Raw genomic sequence first — 15,583 nt, 5'->3', positions numbered from 1 at the left:
CGGCTCCTCCTTAGGCACTGGTTAACGTCCTACCCGGGCCTCAAAGGCTCAGGTCGAAACTCAGCAGGTAAACGTTACGGTCATAGGTTTCCGAGCTCAGGTTCGAGTCGTTCTCCGTTCTGAGGTACGACAGGGTCACGTCGATCCAGCGATCCGGTGACCAGATCACCCCCGCCCCGTAGGAACTCCGTTCATCGTTGCGGCCGATGCCTTCGTAATCACGGTCGGAGAAGCGGTACTTCAGCTCGGTCGCGATGCGCGAGGTCCACTCGTGCTCCCAAGTGGCCAACGTCGTCCAGTCGTTGATGGTGCTGGCGCCGTCGTCACCTTCGTCGAAGGCCCGCCGCGAGGTCAGGTTGAACACCGAATAGGTCCGTGGCTTCCAGGTGACGCCGACTTCCCACATCGGGCTGGTGAAGTCCTTGCGCTGGTCGCTGTCGAAATCCTTGCGCTCCGCGCCGAGCTTGAAGCTGCCGGAGGTCTTTCCGGTGGCGTCCCAGGTCGCACCGCCCAGCAGCGCCAGGTTGGTGCTGTCGCGCAGGGCGCTGCTGAGTTTGTAGTCATGGTCCGTGTGGCGAACCTCCACGAGCGAGCGCGTCTTGGCGCCCAGGCGATGAAACCAGATGGAGTTGAACATCAGGCTGTCGCGCTCTTCGGAGGCGTTGATGTTGCCGCTGTTGTGGTAGCGCAACTGTTCGTAATTGGTGCCGAACTCGAGCTGGTTGCGTGCGCTCTGGGCGCCGAAACGGTACGCGGCACGGGCAATCGCACGGCTGTACTTGTCGTTTTCGGTGGCGTCTTCGGTGTCCGCCGTCTCTTCTACGCGGTGGTAGGCCAGCCCCCAGCTAAGCCGGTGGCGCGAGGTGAACTCGATGACGCTTCTCAAGTTGAGATGGTGGTCGGTGTTGCTCGCCTCGGAATCGGAATGAAAGATATCGCTGTTCAAGGAGTACTCGAGCTCGTACTCGCTGTTGCGATTACCCGTCCCCAACAGAAAGGTTGGATTGATTCCGGTGACCCAGGAGGCCTGCTCGTTGTCCGACAGCCCGCGATAGTTGTCGTCATAGCTTTCGCGTACGACCAGGGTCGGGGTGAACTCGAAACCGCCAAGTTGTATGTCCTGTGGCTCGTTCACTGCCCAGCTATCGGTAGCGACAAGACACAGCAGCGATACACCTGGAAGCGTGATGTTCCTCATATGGAATCCCTTCTCGGAGATGGATTTTTGTTCATGCCTCGACTCCAGCCGCGACGCAGGGGCTCTTGTGAGCAGGCATAGACACGCAACAGACCGCAAATATCCCTGACAGTTGCACAATCGATGAGCGGTGCCTTCGGCAGTGGCCTGCAGGCGCCACCGCAAGCCCTCTTGCACCGCGTTTCAACCACGCTACCGCCCCAAGGCAAGCGCCCTGTAGCGGAATACGAACAAAGCCGCCGCTCGCTTCGACCGACCGAGTCGGCGAAGCAACGCGTCGTTATAGTGATTAACGGACCCGCAACGTCGCGGCGTGCCGAACCGGTTCGATACTTGCCAGCCCAACCTGAATCTGGTGCTGCCGGTTGAGCACATTGAGCAGCAACATCACCCGTTCTTCCCCATCCATGGCCAGGAAGATCGCCTCCATCTCGGTACAGGCCCCAACCCGGACCTGTACCCGATCCCCGCTAACCAGCACGGGAGACGGCGCAGCCGTTGCGCAACGCTGTCGAAGTTGATCGACGATCGCGTCCTGCACAAGACACGGCTGACCGCAGAAGCTGACGACCCGATTGACACCGCGCGTCGAGCGCAGCGACAGCCAACTGTCCTGCGTGCCCATGCGCACGAATACATAACCGGGAAACAACGGTTGCGACTGCTCGCGCACCTTGCCAGCAGACAAGCGCTGCACCATCACGGTCGGGGCGAAGCATTCGAAACCCTGCCTGGCGAGGTGCTCTTGAGCACGTGCGTCCTGGCGCGGCTTGCACTGCAGCAGGTACCAGGCCTTAGTCGGCAAATCGATGTGCCTATCCACCGCGTCTCCGCCTGCACTCATGCATTCAATGAAGGTCGACCAGCCCTGGCTCACCAGGCGCCTTCACTGGACAGGCCCGATCCAGAGCAGTTCCGCCTTGTTACACGCAGCAACACTTGGAAGGACGACCGGTCATCTCGACCGCCGACGAGCGAGCCCTCGAAGACCACCATCGAGCCAGGTGCAATAAGGGGCCTCTGCTCGGTGCAGAGGCGATAGCGGCAGGCGAGCCCTGGCGTCGAGGCGGGTCGGGCTCGTGGGGGATTCCAGCGCAGCGGGATAAGGAAAATCGCGCTGGGCGGTAGAGTCAGGCGAGTTCGATACGATCGGGGTGGATCACGATGCGGCCCTGCTTGTAGAGCCCACCGATGGCCTTCTTGAAATTGCCCTTGCTGACCCCGAACAACCGCGCGATCTCATCGGCGGCGGTTTTGTCACTGACGGCCAGGCGGCCCCGGTTTTCCTGCAGCTTCTGCAGGATCAACGCCTGCAGGGCGTCGCCCGCCTCGCTACCCACCGGCTGCAGGCTCAGGCTGATCTTGCCGTCGCTGCGCACGTCCTTGATATAGCCCTTCTCATGCATACCACCGCGCAGGAACTTGAAGGCTTCGTTCTTGTGGATCAGCCCCCAGTGACGCCCGTTGATGATCGCCTTGTGGCCGAGGTCAGTGCGCTCGACCACCAACAGATCGACAACCTCGCCGACCTTGTAGCGCGCCGGCGTCTTGTCCAGATAACGGTCCAGACGCGCCGTGGCGGTGATGCGGCGGGTGTGCTTGTCGAGGTAGACGTGCACGACGCAATAGTCACCCTCGTTCAGCGGACGCTTTTCCTCGGAATGCGGTAGTAGCAAATCCTTGGGCAAACCCCAATCGAGGAAGATTCCGACCCGGTTGATCTCCACGACCTTGAGGCTGGCGAACTCACCCACCTGCACCTTGGGCTTTTCGGTGGTGGCGATGAGCTTGTCTTCACTGTCGAGGTAAACGAACACGTTGAGCCAGTCATCGACGTCGGTAGGAACGTTCTTGGGTATGTAGCGGTTGGGCAGAAGAATCTCGCCGTCCGGCCCGCCATCCAGATACAGGCCGAACCCGGTGTGCTTGACGATCTGCATACTGTTGAAGCGCCCGATTGCGGCCATTGCACTGATCCTGAGGTTCGAAGGCGGCGATTCTAACAGGCCCGCCCGGCACGGCGCGCCGCCACGAACAGCCGGCAGCCCGTTCCGAGGGGATGACGCCTACCTATTGCGGCAAGGCATAGCCGATGACCGAGTCTCCGGCGCGCGTGCCGAGCGAGCCGTGACCGCCCGCGACGACCACTACCATCTGCCGACCAGAGCGGCTCAGGTAGGTCATCGGCGTGGCCTGGCCGCCGGCGGGCAGCCGCCACTTGGCCAGCTCCCGGCCGGTGCTGCTGTCATAGGCACGCAGGTAGTAGTCCAGGGTGCCGCTGACAAACGCCACACCGCCGGCCGTGAGCATCGGTCCGCCGAGGCTCGGCACACCCATCTTGAATGGCAACGGGACCGGCGCACGGTCGCGCACGGTACCGTTCTTGCGCAGCCAGTGGGTTTTGCCGGTACGCAGATCCGCCCCGGCCACATACCCCCAGGGCGGCGCGGTACAGGGCAGGCCAATCGGCGAGACGAAGGGCTTGAGCTCGACGGCGAACGGCGCACCGAAATTCTCGTTGAGATGCGGCGCCTTGTCCGACACATAGGTGTTCTGATCGTTTTGCCGAGGGATCAGGGTCGAGGTGAACGCCAGGTAGGCCGGTGTACTGAAGACCATCTGCCGGACCGGATCGACTGCCACGCCGCCCCAGTTGAAAACCCCGAAGTTGCCCGGGTGCACCAGCGTGCCCTGGGTCGAGGGCGGCGTATAGCGCCCTTCATAGCGCAGCGAGTGGAACTGGATGTGGCACAACATCTGGTCGACGAAGGTAGCGCCCCACAGGTCCTTGCCCCTCAACTTCGGCGGTGCGTAGCTCAGCGCCGAGACCGGCTGGGTAGGCGCCGTGTGGTCACCCTCGGCAGCGCCCTGCGGGGCCGGCACTTCACGGACCGGCAGGATCGGCTCACCGGTGCGACGGTCCAGCACATAGATGTCGCCCTGCTTGGTCGGCGCCACCAGGGCAGGCACCGGGCCGGCCTTTGTGTCGATATCGACCAGACTCGGCTGTGCCGGCACGTCCATGTCCCACAGATCATGGTGCACGGTCTGGAACACCCAGCGCAGCTGACCGCTGTTCAGGTCCAGCGCGACGATGGACGACGAGAAACGCTCGGTGTGCTCGTCGCGCTCGCCGCCCCATTGATCCGGGACCTGATTGCCCAGCGGCACATAGACCAACCCCAGCGCTTCGTCCGCGCTGGCGATGCTCCAACTATTCGGCGTGCTTTGGCTGTAGGTCTTGCCCTCGGCAATCGGCTCGGTCTGCTCGGGATTGCCCGGATCCCAGTTCCAGCGCAGCTCGCCGCTGATGGCGTCGTAGGCGCGGATCACACCCGACGGCTCGGTGGTCGACACGTTGTCATTGACCGCCCCGCCGATGATCACCAGCCCACCGGCGACCACTGGTGGCGAGGTGGAATAGTAGAAGCCTTCTTTCACGTTCGGCATGTTGGCCCAGAGATTCACCTCGCCATTGCGACCGAATTCAGGGCAGACCTGACCTGTTTGCGCGTTCAGTGCAATCAGCCGAGCGTCGGCGGTCGGCATGAACAGGCGCTGCGGACAAGCCTGGCTATCGGAGGACGCCTCAGTGGCGTGATAGGACAGCCCTCGGCATGTCAGATGCTGGCGGTTGGCCGAGTCTGGGACCTTCGGGTCGAAGCGCCACCGCTCCTCGCCCGTATCGGCATCCAGCGCGATGACCAGATTATGTGGCGTGCAGAGGTACAGGCTGTCGCCGATCTTCAGTGGCGTGACTTCGTAGGTTGTTTCATCCGGATCGCTCGGCCGGCGCTGGTCGCCCGTGTGGAAATGCCAGACCGGCTCCAGGCCATCGACATTGGCGGGCGTGAGCTGCGCCAGGGGTGAGTAACGCGTGCCGGCCTGAGTACGGCCGTAGGCATGCCACTCGCCGTCCGGCACGTTCCCGGCCGAGTTCCCCGAGCCTGCCGAGGCCAGTGGCGGCGGCACCATGCCTTTGACGTCATGGCTGTCGGTGGAAAGCGCCTGCACCGCCGTTGCGCCCCAGAGCGCGACCGCCAGCATCAGCACGAGGGCACCACCGCCCCAGGCGCGCGCACCGAAATGCAGCCAGCCCAGCCGCTGCGCGATCCAGGGCGTCAGAAACCACACCCCCAGCGGCACGATGATGCTGCCGCGTGGCGCCAGCTGCCACCAGTCGAAGCCGACCTCGTAGATGGCCCACCCCAGCGCGGCGAGCATCACCAAGGCATAGACCCACAGGGCCGCGCGGCGCCGGGCCAACAGCAAGCCACCGGTGAGCAGAAACCCCACCGCCAGCAGCGCGAAATACCAGGTACCGCCGAGCATGATGACTTTCCAGCCACCTAAGGCGAGCGCGAGCCCCAGGATGATGCACAACACTGCGCTGATGACGACCGCCACACGCCCTCCTTATCGTGTATTCAGATTGCGACGATGATGAAGCGGCCGTTGCGGCGATCATCATCGGCGAGCGCAAGGACAACCCGGAACGCCCGCATTGCAATTGACCGGCGGTCGGCCAGAACGCTCCCTGCCTGCGCGAAATTGGTGCGTGGGCTCAGCGCGCCTGCAGCCCGACCCGTAACAGCTTGCCGCGCGGCGAGTCGGTCAACAGGTAGAGATAGCCGTCCGGCCCCTGGCGCACGTCGCGGATGCGCTCGCCCAGCGATTTCAGCAAGCGCTCTTCATGAACGATCCGATCGCCGTCGAGCTGCAAGCGGATCAACGACTGGTCCACCAACGCGCCGATGAACAGGTTGTGTTGCCACGGCTGGAAACGATCGGCGTCATAGAAGGCCATTCCGCTGATGGCCGGCGAGCGCTCCCAGACGTAATGCGGCGGTTCGCTACCCTCGGCTGATTCACCCTGGGCTTCCGGTATCGGCCGTCCGCTGTAGTCGATGCCATGGGTCGCCAGCGGCCAGCCGTAGTTGCGCCCGGGCTGCGGGATGTTGATTTCGTCACCGCCGCGCGGGCCATGCTCGTGCGTCCAGAGGCGACCGCTCCAGGGGTTGAAGGCCGCGCCCTGCTGATTGCGATGGCCGTATGACCAGATTTCCGGGCGAGCGCCGGCCGTACCGGTGAAGGGATTGTCTTCGGGTATGCGACCGTCCGGGTAGATACGCACCACTTTCCCCTGCAACTTGCCCAGGTCCTGCGCAGTGGGCCGCTGGTTGTTCTCCCCCAGCGCGATGAACAAATGGCCTTCGGCGTCGAAGGCCAGCCGAGAACCGAAATGGACGCCGGTCGACAGCTTCGGCTGTTGCCGGAAGATGACGGTGAAATCCTCGAGCCGGGTGTTGTCGTCCGCCAGCCGGCCACGCCCCACGGTGGTGCCGGCCTTGCCGTCCTCGCCCGCCTCGGCATAGCTGAGATAGACCAGGCGGTCCTGCGCAAAGTCGGGCGACAGTCGCACATCCAGCAAGCCGCCCTGGCCGCGCGCGTAAACCTCCGGAACGCCATCGAGCGGCTCGGACAACTGCCCCTGGCTGTCGACGATGCGCAGCCGCCCGGGCCGCTCCGTGACCAGAATGCCGCCCTGCGCGGGTAGAAAGGCCATGGCCCAAGGGTGTTCAAGCCCTTCGGCCACGGCTTCCACCGTGACGCGTCCCTGCTCGCTGTCGAACGATTCGGCGGCGGTGGCGGCCGGAACGGCGCCGGCCAACAGCAAACTGCAAATAAAGGCGCGACGGGCATAGCGCAACATGGGAAATCCTCCAACGCGTAAGCATGAGCCTTTAGCAAAGACCATGGCCGCCGGTAAACGCTTCGGAAAAAGTCGCCCTATCGAATAATCGGACAAAAACTAGCCAGATCTGTATAATGGCCGGTTCGACTGACCAAAGGAACCAGATGACGATGGCCTCCAAGACCACCACCGCCAAACGTAAACCCGAACCCGCCAGCGAAACCAGCCAGTCGCTGGCCGAGCAGATGGCCGCCTTCCTCAAGGCCGGCGGCGAAGTCCAGAAGATCCCCAACGGTGTCAGTGGCCAGACCCAGGGCCCGTCTCGCCAGATCACCATCAGCAAGAAGTAACCCCGCAACAGCCTGACCGACGCGCGAGCTTCCACTGCCCTGTGCCGTAGCGCAGTGGCTCGCCAGGTTTCCCCGCCGAAACACCCCCGAGCCCGCCATGACCGACCCGATACGCTTGTCCAAACGCCTCGCCGAGCAACTCGGCTGTTCCCGGCGCGAGGCCGAGCTCTACATCGAAGGCGGCTGGGTCAAGGTCGATGGCCAGGTGGTCGAAACGCCCTTTTTCAAGGTCGGCAGCCAGCAGATCGAATTGCTCCCCGGCGCCACCGCGACCGAAGTGCCGCCCATCACGCTGCTCCTGCATAAAGCCGCAGGCCAGCCCACCGCCGCCAGCCCGGCCGACGCGCAACGACAACTTTCCGATGCCAGCCACTGGACCGGTGACGGCGCACGCCTCGCGCCGCGCGAGCGGCATTTCGCCCGCCAGACCGCCCTGCTGCCATTGGAGCCGGACGTCAGTGGCCTGGTGCTGTTCAGCCAGCAGCGCGAAGTGATCCGCCACCTCGCCGATCCGCGCGGCAAGCTCGAACAGGAATACGTCGTCGAAGTGGCCGGCGAAGCCGAGGAAGGCGGCCTGGCGCTGCTGGCCAAGGGCATCGGCCATCGCGGCAACATCCTGCCCAAGGCCAAGGCCAGCTGGCAGAGCGAGACCCGCCTGCGCATCGTTGTCCATGCACCGCGCGCCGGCGACCTGCGCCAGCTGTGCGAGGCTATCGGCCTGCAGATGCTCAGCTGCAAGCGCATCCGCATTGGCCGCCTGTCGATGGCCAAACTGCCGGTCGGCGAGTGGCGTTTTCTCGGCGAGCACGAACGCGTCTAGACGGCTGCATCACACCCCATGGCGCTGGCGACTCGCGTCGTCTGGCCGCTCGGCTACGCTGATCAGCTTGAAACGGACGCAAGCCATTCGCGGTCTGCATATCAAATGCCCTCTCGGCCGGCTGCTTCGTCACCCACCGCAAAGGTTCGCCATGCACAGACTCGTTCTGCTTTTGATTGCCCTGCTGCCCCTGTATTGCGGCGCGCAACAGCGAGTCGAGGTGTGGACCTATCATCTGTCGCCGCCGTTCATGCTCGAAGACCGGCAAGGCCTGTCGCATGCGTTCGTCGACATGCTCAACCAGGACCCCGGCAACCACGACCGCTTTCGCTTCGAACTGGTGGAACTGCCGCGCAAGCGATTGGATGAGCGCCTTGCCCAACGAAAGCCCGGCGTCCTGCTCTGGGCGACACCGAGCTTCTTCAGCGCCAAGCAGACCGCCAACGGCAAATGGTCGCAGCCGTTGCTCATCGACCAGCAGGTTTTCGTCTCGCTGCCCGACACGCCGTTCGAATACGAAGGGCCTGAGTCGCTTCATGGGCTCGTGCTCGGCGGCGTACTCGGCCACCAATACCGCGCCCTCGAAGAAGACATCGCTCGCGGCGAGATAGAACGCCGCGACGTTCAGTCCGACCTGCAGAACATCGAGAAATTGCTGTCGGGTCGTATCGACACCTTGCTGATTCCTCGCTCCACCCTGCTCTACTACCGCAAGGAGCAACAGCTGCGCGACCTCTATGTCTCGACGGCGCCGCTGTACCAGTTCGCGCGGCATGTGCTGGTCAACGGACCGCTCGACGGGGCCGTGGTCAGCTACCTGGAAGAATTCCTTCGCGTCTTGCCAGACAATCCCGAATGGCAGATTCTGCTGTTCCAGTACGGGCTCAAGGCCATCGCCAACGAGCCATAAGAGCGCTGAACAGAAACGCCACATGCCGGTCAGAACACGCGCTGACACCTCTAACAACAGCAAGAGAACCAGGCCGTAATGAAGAACCTATGGGTCATCGGATTGCTCATCGTCCTGGGAGGCTGCGCCTCTCAGCCGTGTGACCAATCGCGTAGCGACAGCTCGTGCCGCGCGGAGCGGCTGCTCTATCAGAACGATCTGTTACAGGCCAAGATTCTCATCGCGATCGGCGATGAGGACGGCTATGAACTTGCCGATGCCTTGCTCAAGCGAAGCGCTCGCCTCGATGAACGGGGTGAGATCGAGTTCTATCAAGCGCTGCTACTGATCCGCCAGGGGCCGCAACCTGAACAGGTCCTGCAACTGCTGGAGCAGGCCCGGGCCAAGGGACACCCCCACGCCGTGGCGCTGCTGTACAAGATCTACCAGGAACCCTACCTGCTCGACGAACGCGATGCCGCCAAGGCGGAGCTGTACCGCCAGGCCTATTCCGAACTGGACGTTGCGCAGAGCGGCTACCCCTCGTTCGACAAGGCGCTGGAGCTGGTCTCCCAGCTGGTCGAGCCGCCACCGCCGCTTCCCGAGCGGGTCGATCCGTGCGTCAACCGCTGTCTTTGAAACGCCCGCTCAACCTCGCCCATCGTCTGCGCTTGCCCCCCACAGCGCAGACGATCGCTCTGCCAACCGCCCGGCCCAATAGCCCATCACGATGACGGCGTGCAGTGGTCATTCGGCCGCTGCAGGCGGCAGCACAACGCGCGCCGCCCGGTATCGCCAGCCTCGCCTCAGGATTTCCTGGCCGCCCTGCAACAAACCGTTGCGGTCTGTGCCGAACCGTCGCCACGCCCGCTGTTCTACTGAGCAAGCGATATCCTTCCGATGATTTGGCAGAAACATGAGGGCTTCGATGCGGACTCGTCAGGTACTGGGCTGCAAGGCCTTGCTGGTAGTGCTGGCGCTCACTCTGATGGTGACGGCTTGTAGCCGGATGAACCTGGCGTATCGCAACCTGCACCTGCTGATCCCCTGGACGCTAGACGATTACCTCAACCTGAATCGCGACCAGCAACAGCGTTTTCGGACGCAGTTGCGCGAGCATCTACGCTGGCACTGCCGTACCCAGCTGCCGAGCTACCTCGTCGACATCGAGCAACTCCAGACCCAGGTCCGCCAGGGAACCGTCGACGACACCACCCTGCGCACCGGCTACGCGCGCGCGCGGCAGGCGATTCACGCCATAGCCGTTGAGATAACCCCAACGCTGACGCAGCTTCTGGCCGATCTCGACGAGACCCAGGTCCGCGAATTCAACGAAGCCCTGGCAGACGATCGGCGCCAGAAGCAAGAGGAATACCTGAAGCCGCCGCTCGACCAGCAGATCCGCGAGCGAGAGGAACGCATGGGCGAGCGGGTCGAGCACTGGCTTGGCCGCGTCAGCCCGGCGCAGCGGCAGCGCATCCTGACCTGGTCCTTTGCACTGGGCGCGCAAAACCAGCGCTGGCTGGACAACCGGGCCCGCTGGCAGCAGATGCTGAGTGACGCCTTGGCCGATCGCCAAGGCGCCGGCTTCGAACGGCGCATTACCGAACTGCTGCAGGCCCCGGAGACGCTTTGGAGCGCCGACTACCGAGCTGCCTTCGACCGCGCCGAGCAACTGACCATTGACCTTGTGCGAGATCTCTACGAACTGTCCGATGCCGGCCAGCGCGACCACTTCATGGCCCAACTGGAAGACCTGCGCAAGGACCTGGGCTCGCTGGACTGCCTGCCTGAGCCCGACTGACCCTCGACGCGATGCGCGCAGCGCCGCGCACGCGGCTAGCGTCGGCGACGCAACAGCAACAACCCGGCCCCGATCAAACCCACCGCGATGCCGCCAGCGACCAGGAGATAGTCTTGACGCGACTCGTCGGCGCGCCACCCGCCATCGATTCGACGCTCGCCCAGCGCCGGATGAAAGAGATTGCCTGACGAAGGCGCCACGCGATCGGCGCGCCGCAGCGCAGCCCCGGTGAGCAGCCCCGACAGCTTATCGAAGCCAGGCATGATGAAATGCGTGAAGCGCAGCAAGGTGGCCATCATGCCCACCGAGGTGGTGTGGCGTGGGTGCAGTGCCAGGCTGACCATCGCCTCGGCTACCTGGCGCGGGTCGCAGAGCGGTGGCGGCGGTTGCAAGGAGCGGCCTGCATAGTTGCCGCCGTCGCGAAAACCGGGGGTGTCGACGACCGACGGGTACACATCGCACACATGGATGCCTGGCCATTGCACCAGCTCCCCACGCAGCGCATGGGAGAACCCGCGCAGGCCGAACTTGCTGGCCGAATAGGCGACGGCGTAAGGCTGCGGTACCCAGCTGCCGACCGACAAGGTATTGATCAGCACCCCGCCATCCTGCTGCTTGAAATAGGGCAGCACCACATGCGCCCCGCGCAGATAGCCGATCAGATCGGTCTGCACCACCTGCTCGTGAGCATCGAGCGGCGTTTCGTCGAACGCCCCGACCGCACCGACGCCGGCATTGTTGACCCAGACATCGATACGCCCCCGCCCGAAGTCGGCAGCGGCGCTGGCCAGCCGCTCCACCGAGTCGCTGAGGGTCATGTCGGTGACAACCACCAGTGCCTCGCCGCCGCAGGCCCGGCATTGCGCGGCAACCTCCTGCAGCGCCTCGTCGTCGCGTGCCGCCAGCACCACACGGGCCCGCTGACGCGCAAAAGCCTGCGCCGCTGCTCGGCCGATGCCGCTGGAGGCGCCGGTGATCACCACCACGGCGCCGTCGAGCGTGGTTCCAGAAATAGACATGCTCATACCCTCCTGCTTCGCGTCTCCACAGCTGACAGCCAGGGCGAGGCAAACATTCCCCGCCGTGTGGATTAACGCGTGCCGGCAGCCGTACGGCTCAGACCATCTGCAGCGGTTGTCGACGGGCGGGCGGTGGGAAGGCCGCGTCGAGCGCACTCAGGTCCTCGGCTGACAGCTTCAACTCGGCCGCCGAGGCATTGGCGCGCAGATGCGCCGGGCTGGCCGACTTGGGGATCACCAGCACCCCGGGCTGACGCAGGGCCCAGGCCAGCGCAACCTGAGCGGGCTGGGCGCCGTGCCGCCGCGCGACCTCGACCAGTACCGGGTGGCGCAACAGATCACCGCCCTGCCCCAAAGGACAGTAGGCCATGATTGGCATGTCCTGCGCCTGGCACCAGGGCAGGAGGTCGAACTCGATGCCCCGTTCGGCCGGGTTGTAGAGCACCTGGTTGGTCGCGCAGGCCGGCGAGCCCAACTCGTGCATATCGTCCAGATCGAAGTTCGATACGCCCCAGCGGCGGATCTTGCCTTGATCCTTGAGTCGCTCGAAGGCCTCGACCGTTTCCGCCAGCGGGTACTGGCCGCGCCAGTGCAGCAGATACAGGTCGAGGTAGTCGACACCCAAGCGCCGCAGGCTGCGCTCGCAGGCCTGCGGTACGCCCTGCCGGCTGGCATTGTGCGGATAGACCTTGCTGACCAGAAAGACCCGATCACGTCGGTTGCCAATGGCCTCGCCGACCACTTCTTCGGCGCCGCCCTCGGCGTACATCTCCGCGGTATCGATCAGGGTCATGCCCAGCTCGATACCCTGCCTGAGCGCGGCCACCTCATTGCTGCGCTCGGCGGGATTCTCACCCATGTGCCAGGTGCCCTGGCCGATCACGGGCACGGCCGTACCGTCGGCCAACGTCAAGGTGCGCATCAAGCCTCTCCTCGTGGTGCGTTCTGTTCTGCAACCGGCTCGGCCCAAGGGTCGTAGGTGCCGAAATTCCACAGATGCCCTTCGAGGTCGCGACAACTGAAGCCGCGGCCACCGTAGTCTTCATCCTTCAATTCGATGACGATTTCGGCGCCGGCGGCCTTGGCCTTGGTGTACAGCGCATCAGCACTGTTGACGATGACGTAGATGCTCTGGGTGGCGAAGCCACCCACCTCATCCGGCTGCCGGACCTGGCGGCCATAGGGCGAGTCACTCACCGGGCCCAGCATCAGCATGCCGCTGCCGAAGCGTAGCTGGGCGTGAATGATGCCCGCCTGTGGATCCTCGACCACGCTCTGCCGTTCGAAGTCGAACACTCGACACAGCCAGTCCAATGCCGCGGGCACATCGCGATAACGAAGACAGGGGATCAGGTTCGACGTGGTGTTCTTGCTGTACAGGGACATAGAAACTCCTCCGATTGCCGCGGCGTCGCCAGTAACGCCCACCTAGCATGTGGACCGATACCGCGCGCGACGTTCCCACAGCTATAAGCGTTCGGCCAATCCGAGGCGAATACCCAGGGCGATCAGCATCGAGCCGAGCACCCGATCCAGCCATTGACTGAGGCGCTGGTTGCCACGCAACGCCGAGGTCGCTCGGGCCGCCAGCAGTACCAGGCTGCACTCCACGACGATCGCCACCAGCACCACCAACACCCCGAGCCCTAGTAACTGCAGCGCTACCGGGCCCTGATCGGGGCGTACGAACTGCGGCAGAAATGCCATGAAGAAGATCGCGGCCTTCGGGTTGAGCAGGTCTACCAGGATGCCTTGGCGGTACGCCTGCCAGGCGTTGGTCCGGGGGAGGGCCTTCATCGGCAGTGGCGTACCGCCAGCCGAGCGCAACGCCTGGATGCCCAGGTACAGCAGATACGCTGCGCCGACATACTTGACCACGGCGAAGGCCAGCGCCGAGGTCGCCAGGATCGCCGAAAGCCCCAGCGCAGCCGCCGCGACATGCACCAGGGCGCCGCTGCATACACCGCACGCCGAAGCCACGCCGACACGCCGTCCGCCGCTCAGGGTGCGTGACAGGACGAACAGCAGATCCGGCCCTGGCGAGAGGTTCAGCGCCAGCGCAGCCAGGAAGAAAACCAACCAGAACGCCGGATCAGACATCTCGCCCCTCACTCGCCAAAACGAAAAAAAGACAATGACTCTAGTCCAGCCAGACAACCGCTGCCAGCTCCGCTCAATCGCGTTGACGATGCACTTCGTCGGATAATTGGCACCACTCACAAGATCGACTTTTTATTGTCACTACACTGAACTACCTTTTGTTCGGCAGTGTCAAAGCGCCAGTGCCGACCAGGAACTCAGGCGCAACCCTATCGTCACCTCGCAAAGGAAATGCACATGAACGATGAAGCCTCCGTGGCGCTCGTCGCCTCCTCTACTCGTCTCGTCCTGTTGTCCAACAGCGAATCGCTGGACGGCGCGTTACAACCGCTGCTCATGGGCTGCGCAGCGTTTCGCCTGATCCGTAGCGCCACGCTTCGCCCAGGGCTGAGCGACGCGGACCTGATCCTGGTCGACGTCGGCAGCTTCAGCGAGGCCGATTGCCTGCGCCTGCTCAGGCAGTTGAGTGATACCCCGACCGCCCTCATCAATGTTCATGCCGAACAGGCGCCGCGGTTGCTGGAGCGGCACCCGTGGCTCAAGGGGGTGTTCTACCCGGGCACCAGTCGCATCAACTTCAGCCGCGGTATCAATGTGATCCTCGACGGCGGCGACTGGCTGCCCCGCGCCCTGATGGAAAAACTGCTGGGCCGCTATCGCCAGCTGACCCAGGCCTCGCGCGTGATCGATGACCTGTCGGTTCGCGAAAAGCAAATCCTCGCACTTGCCGGCAAAGGGCTGTCGAACTCGGAAATTGCCGAGCGCCTGCACCTGAGCACTCACACGATCAAGAGTCATATCCACAATGCCCTGAGCAAACTGGGCGCATCCAACCGGGCTCAAGGGGCCTCGCTGGTGATGGGGCATGTGAGCGAGGCCGGGATATGAAGGCCGCCTGCCTGGCCCTGATGCTGCTGGTCGGCATTCCGCAGGCATGGGCCGACGAGGCCGAACTCAAGGGGTTCATCACCAACAACACCATTTCGCGATCCGGCCAGGAGTTCTATCGCAAGTTCTGCGAGCGCCTGAACGACACCAGCAAGCTGGACTTCAACCTGGCCGTCAAGGAACGGCCCTCGGCACGCTGGGGCATTCTGGTCTGGGTCGAACACAACGACCAGCCGCTGTATCGCCGCTTTCTCCAACCGAACGTCAGCGACATGGAGCAGACCGCCTATGACGCCGCCGACTTCGTGGTGGAAGAACTGAATCGCAGGAAAATCGAAGCCTTGTTCGAAGACACCATTGACCTTGCAAAGGATGAGTTATGAACCGGCCACAACAAAAATCCACCGGCATGCTCCTGGCCGGTTTACTGCTCAGTGCAGGCGCCAGCGCCACCGAACTGGTCTACACCCCAGTCAACCCATCGTTCGGTGGCAGCCCGCTGAACGGTGCCTGGCTGCTGGGCAACGCCCAGGCGCAGAACAGCAAGAAGGATCCGGATGCGATCGATCGCTCCAAGCTGGCCGGCACCTCGGCGCTCGACCGCTTCACCAGCCAGCTCGAATCACGCCTGCTCGCCGACTTGCTGAACAAGATGGACGATCCCAATGGGGGGTCGCTGATTACCGATGATTTCATCGTCAACGTCGTCAACCTCGACGGCAACCTGACGGTGGAAATCACCGACCGGCTGACCGGCGAGGTTTCGGAAATCATCGTCAACGGCTACGGCGCCATCAACTGACTGCAAGGAGTGCAAAGG

The 15,583-nt window shown here is 63.7% G+C and carries 17 protein-coding genes; 8 read left to right on the top strand and 9 right to left on the bottom strand.

What is annotated here, in order from left to right; translation table 11 throughout:
- Nucleotides 1-40: 40 nt before the first annotated feature.
- From KVO92_RS16930 to KVO92_RS16910, 5 genes are all read right to left on the bottom strand, one after another.
- Nucleotides 41-1,198, bottom strand: coding sequence for an outer membrane beta-barrel protein (locus KVO92_RS16930; protein ID WP_217476703.1), 1,158 nt, complete (start codon nucleotides 1,196-1,198; stop codon nucleotides 41-43).
- A 289-nt stretch (nucleotides 1,199-1,487) separates the two neighbouring features.
- A complete protein-coding gene (gene rfaH, locus KVO92_RS16925) occupies nucleotides 1,488-2,021 on the bottom strand; it encodes a transcription/translation regulatory transformer protein RfaH (RefSeq protein ID WP_336512650.1) in 534 nt (177 codons plus the stop codon).
- 307 nt (nucleotides 2,022-2,328) lie between these two features.
- Nucleotides 2,329-3,165, bottom strand: coding sequence for a CvfB family protein (locus tag KVO92_RS16920; protein ID WP_217476701.1), 837 nt, complete (start codon nucleotides 3,163-3,165; stop codon nucleotides 2,329-2,331).
- Nucleotides 3,166-3,268: 103 nt separating this feature from the next.
- Complete coding sequence (locus tag KVO92_RS16915) at nucleotides 3,269-5,605, bottom strand: membrane-bound PQQ-dependent dehydrogenase, glucose/quinate/shikimate family (protein ID WP_217476700.1); 2,337 nt, start codon at nucleotides 5,603-5,605, stop codon at nucleotides 3,269-3,271.
- Nucleotides 5,606-5,762: 157 nt separating this feature from the next.
- The gene (locus tag KVO92_RS16910; RefSeq protein WP_217476699.1) at nucleotides 5,763-6,911 is read right to left on the bottom strand and encodes a PQQ-dependent sugar dehydrogenase; all 1,149 of its coding nucleotides are present in this window, start codon (nucleotides 6,909-6,911) and stop codon (nucleotides 5,763-5,765) included.
- 152 nt (nucleotides 6,912-7,063) lie between these two features.
- Here KVO92_RS16910 and KVO92_RS16905 point away from each other — a divergent pair, with 152 nt between their 5' ends.
- The 5 genes from KVO92_RS16905 (at nucleotide 7,064) to KVO92_RS16885 (ending at nucleotide 10,756) form a co-directional block, all read left to right on the top strand.
- Nucleotides 7,064-7,243: a hypothetical protein gene (locus tag KVO92_RS16905; RefSeq protein ID WP_217477284.1), complete on the top strand. Its 180-nt coding sequence runs from the start codon at nucleotides 7,064-7,066 to the stop codon at nucleotides 7,241-7,243.
- A gap of 97 nt (nucleotides 7,244-7,340) precedes the next feature.
- On the top strand, nucleotides 7,341-8,063 hold the full coding sequence (locus KVO92_RS16900) for an RNA pseudouridine synthase (RefSeq protein WP_217476698.1): 723 nt from the start codon (nucleotides 7,341-7,343) through the stop codon (nucleotides 8,061-8,063).
- 151 nt (nucleotides 8,064-8,214) lie between these two features.
- On the top strand, nucleotides 8,215-8,973 hold the full coding sequence (locus tag KVO92_RS16895; RefSeq protein WP_217476697.1) for a substrate-binding periplasmic protein: 759 nt from the start codon (nucleotides 8,215-8,217) through the stop codon (nucleotides 8,971-8,973).
- A gap of 78 nt (nucleotides 8,974-9,051) precedes the next feature.
- Nucleotides 9,052-9,591 (top strand): hypothetical protein, encoded by a 540-nt coding sequence (locus KVO92_RS16890; RefSeq protein ID WP_217476696.1) that lies wholly within the window; start codon nucleotides 9,052-9,054, stop codon nucleotides 9,589-9,591.
- 289 nt (nucleotides 9,592-9,880) lie between these two features.
- Nucleotides 9,881-10,756 (top strand): DUF6279 family lipoprotein, encoded by an 876-nt coding sequence (locus KVO92_RS16885; RefSeq protein ID WP_217476695.1) that lies wholly within the window; start codon nucleotides 9,881-9,883, stop codon nucleotides 10,754-10,756.
- Nucleotides 10,757-10,791: 35 nt separating this feature from the next.
- Here the strand turns inward: KVO92_RS16885 and KVO92_RS16880 are convergent, their stop codons facing one another.
- From KVO92_RS16880 to KVO92_RS16865, 4 genes are all read right to left on the bottom strand, one after another.
- On the bottom strand, nucleotides 10,792-11,775 hold the full coding sequence (locus tag KVO92_RS16880) for an SDR family oxidoreductase (protein ID WP_254621462.1): 984 nt from the start codon (nucleotides 11,773-11,775) through the stop codon (nucleotides 10,792-10,794).
- A gap of 97 nt (nucleotides 11,776-11,872) precedes the next feature.
- Nucleotides 11,873-12,697 carry an aldo/keto reductase gene (locus KVO92_RS16875; RefSeq protein WP_217476694.1) on the bottom strand — a complete coding sequence of 275 codons (825 nt, stop codon included), beginning with the start codon at nucleotides 12,695-12,697 and terminating at the stop codon, nucleotides 11,873-11,875.
- Entirely contained in the window at nucleotides 12,697-13,161 is a 465-nt protein-coding gene (locus KVO92_RS16870; RefSeq protein ID WP_217476693.1) for a VOC family protein, read from the bottom strand. The genes KVO92_RS16875 and KVO92_RS16870 overlap by 1 nt, the downstream gene beginning before the upstream one ends.
- Before the next feature lie 81 nt (nucleotides 13,162-13,242).
- Nucleotides 13,243-13,875, bottom strand: coding sequence for a LysE family translocator (locus tag KVO92_RS16865; protein ID WP_217476692.1), 633 nt, complete (start codon nucleotides 13,873-13,875; stop codon nucleotides 13,243-13,245).
- Between the two features lie 237 nt (nucleotides 13,876-14,112).
- On the opposite strand from KVO92_RS16865, the gene KVO92_RS16860 reads away from it, so the two are divergent.
- From KVO92_RS16860 to KVO92_RS16850, 3 genes are read left to right on the top strand one after another with little or no spacing between them, the layout of a single operon-like run.
- Nucleotides 14,113-14,763, top strand: a complete 651-nt coding sequence (locus tag KVO92_RS16860) for a helix-turn-helix transcriptional regulator (protein ID WP_217476691.1) — start codon at nucleotides 14,113-14,115, stop codon at nucleotides 14,761-14,763.
- Nucleotides 14,760-15,146, top strand: coding sequence for a curli production assembly/transport protein CsgE (csgE, locus tag KVO92_RS16855; RefSeq protein ID WP_217476690.1), 387 nt, complete (start codon nucleotides 14,760-14,762; stop codon nucleotides 15,144-15,146). The genes KVO92_RS16860 and csgE overlap by 4 nt, the downstream gene beginning before the upstream one ends.
- Nucleotides 15,143-15,565 (top strand): curli assembly protein CsgF, encoded by a 423-nt coding sequence (locus KVO92_RS16850; protein ID WP_217476689.1) that lies wholly within the window; start codon nucleotides 15,143-15,145, stop codon nucleotides 15,563-15,565. The genes csgE and KVO92_RS16850 overlap by 4 nt, the downstream gene beginning before the upstream one ends.
- The last annotated feature ends 18 nt before the right edge of the window (nucleotides 15,566-15,583 follow it).

The organism is Stutzerimonas stutzeri (assembly GCF_019090095.1).
GTDB lineage: Bacteria > Pseudomonadota > Gammaproteobacteria > Pseudomonadales > Pseudomonadaceae > Stutzerimonas > Stutzerimonas stutzeri_AN.
This window is presented reverse-complemented; position numbering and strand designations above follow the sequence as displayed.